Raw genomic sequence first — 2,762 nt, 5'->3', positions numbered from 1 at the left:
GGCGTTGACGATGCCTTGCACTTCAGTCTGGGAATTGGCCTTGTCACCGGTGACAGTGGTGGTAGCCAGGGCGGCGTTGATGGCGCCGACATTCTCTTCGCTGACGTTGGCTACGCCCATCTTCCGGTAGTCCTCTGCCGTGGGGATATCTTGGGCGACGTTGTTGTTGGTTTCGGCATAGGTGCTGATCTTCGCGAGCGCAGCCACGGCCTCGGTGACCAGGGTGTCGAGCTCGGCCACGCTATCGACATGGCTGCCATCCTTGCCGCTGGTGCCGATGGCAGCCAGGATGGCGGCTTTTTGCTCGGCGGTGTAGGTGTCGCTGATGGTGACGCCCAAGGCCTTCAGATTGTCGATGCTGGGTTGCAGCGCCGGGGTCTTGCCTTCGTCGGCGGCGTACTGCAAGACCTTGTCGACGGGCGCGAGCAGGGCAGTGAGTTCGGCCACGCTATCGACCTCGGCGAAGTTGCCCAGTTTGGCGATGACGCTGGCGAGCAAGGTGGCGCTGGACGCGTGCTTGCCTTGCATGTCCACCCCCAGGGCGCTGAAGTCGTCGGTGCTCGGATCAGCGCTGCCGGGATGGCCGGGGAGCTTGGCCAGAGTGGCGATCTTTTCCACGGCATTGCTGGCCTTTTGCAGCAGGGCCTGGTCCTTGATCTTTTCTACGGTGAGGGCCTTGATGGTGCTATCCAGCAGGGTCTTGCTGTCTTCCTTCACGCCGGTGACGCCGATGGCCTCCAGATCTTCCTTGGCCGCAGCGGCGGTGCCGTCAGTGTGGCTGGCCAGCACGCGGACGTAGGCATCAATGATGATCTTGATCTTGTGCGGGTCCCCGGTGCGGGCGGCGTTGATGGGCGAGCTGGCCAGGGCCGAATTGATGGCGCTGAGCATGTCGGCAGCGACGGTCAGGCCGACAGCGGCATAGTCCGTCACCTCCGGGACGGGCTTATTGGTGTCATCGGCATAGACAGCGATCTTTTCTTGCGCGGTCTTGGCGGCATTGGCAATGACGAGTACTTCGGCCATGGTGTCGATGTCGCTGCTGGCCTTTGTCGAGAGCGCACTGAGCACGGCGGCAGCGGTGTTGGCGCTGCTGCCGCTGGGGATGACGCCCAACTTGATCAGTTCCTCCACGTTCAACTTGGTGGGCAGTTCATCGGCGGCGAAGGCTTTGTTGGTGGCTGCCAGGGCCACCAAGGCCTTGGCGCTGTCCAGCAGGGCGGCCAGCTTGTCTGGACCGTGAATGGCGCTGACGGCCAGGCGATCGAGTGCGGAATGCAGCAGATCAAGGGTGGGGTTGGTCTCAACGGCGGACTCGGCGGACTTGGCGCCCACCGTCACGAGGTGAGTGTTGAATTGCACGCGCTGCGCATCGGTCAACGCTGAAGTGTTGGCCAGTCTGTCGGCCAGCGTGAGCAGATAATCCCAGCTATTCACTAAGGTTTGCAGCTTGCTTGAGGTATTCACATCGGACGGCTTGACGTTGGCCGATGCCAAGCTGGCGGCCACCGCAATGGCCTCGTCGGTGCTGACAGTGGCGGGGATGTCCAGCTTCAGCGCTTCCAGGTCGGCCTTGGTAGGACGATTTACATCGTTGGGGAAGCCGCTTGGTTCTGCATCCAGTGCGGCATAGTTACTGACCTTGTCGTAGGCCTTCATGGCCTTATTGATCAGCTCTTGCAGCTCGGTCACGGAATCGACTTCGCTGCCATCGTCCCTGGTCTTGGCGATGGCGTAGAGCGCGGCCTTGAACGCGTCGGACTTCTTTGTTGCGTCAACGGCGTTGAGGGTGATGCCCAGCTTTTCGATGTCGTCCGAGCTGATCTTCTCGGCGCTGAAGTCGCTGGACTTGGCTTGCAGCATCAGTTTGTTGACGATCTCGCCCAGCGCATCGATCTTGGCCGGGATGTCGACGGAGGTGCTTTGCTTGATGTCGATCACCGAATTAAGCAGGGCCAGGGTGGAAGCATTGGCGGTGCCGGTGCTGATGCCATCGATGCTCACGCCAATGGCCTTGTATTGCTCGGCCGTGATAGCGGTGCTGCCTGCTGTGCCGTCAGCGCTGTCGAGGATGGCGTTGTAGGCGTTGACGATGGTCTTGAGATTGGCTGGCGTGTTGGCCTTGGCGCTGTCGATGTAGGTCGTGCGCAGAGCGGCGTTGATGGCGCCCACGCGAGTGGCGATCACCAGCGGTTCACGCTCGCCGGTGGTGGCATCAGCGGCCTTGACCAGGCCGATGTACTTGTAGTCATCCGCAGTAGGAGTGTCAGCGTCGGCTCCATCGGCCGCATAGATGCGGATCTTTTTTTGCGAGGCGTCGGCACGCTTGATGACTTCTTGCAAATCAGCCAGCGTCTTGACGTTGCTGCCATCGGTCGTGCCGCTGACGATGCCGGAGGCGATGGCGGCCCAATTCGTGGCGAAGCTATCGCCTTCGAGCCCATTTGCGCTCAGACCCAGTTCGGTGAGCAAGTCGGCAGTCAGGTTGGCGGGGGTGCCGTTCTTGACGCTTTCCATCAATGACCGGACTTTCCCGCCCAGGGTATCGATCTCTGCCGGGGTGTCCTTCTTGGAGATGGGCTTGGCGGCAATGACCGAGTTGAGCAGGCTCAATTGATGAGCGTTCTCCAGGCCGGTGATGTTGCAACCGATCAGGGTGTAGTCCTCAGCCGTGGGCTGCTCGATGGCGCCTGCTGTCAGGCCGATGATCTTGTTGACCCTGTTCACGATGCCCTGCACCAGCTCCGCCGAGGCGACCTGTG

The 2,762-nt window shown here is 61.4% G+C and carries 1 pseudogene; it reads right to left on the bottom strand.

The window, feature by feature from the left end:
- A pseudogene (locus I5W_RS31945) lies at positions 1–2,762 on the bottom strand (Ig-like domain-containing protein); the annotation flags it as partial.

The sequence above is a fragment of the Herbaspirillum sp. B65 genome (genome assembly GCF_000333555.1).
Taxonomy (GTDB): domain Bacteria; phylum Pseudomonadota; class Gammaproteobacteria; order Burkholderiales; family Burkholderiaceae_D; genus Herbaspirillum; species Herbaspirillum rubrisubalbicans.
The sequence above is the reverse complement of the archived record's forward strand: the minus strand, read 5'-3'. Positions and strand labels throughout refer to the sequence as shown.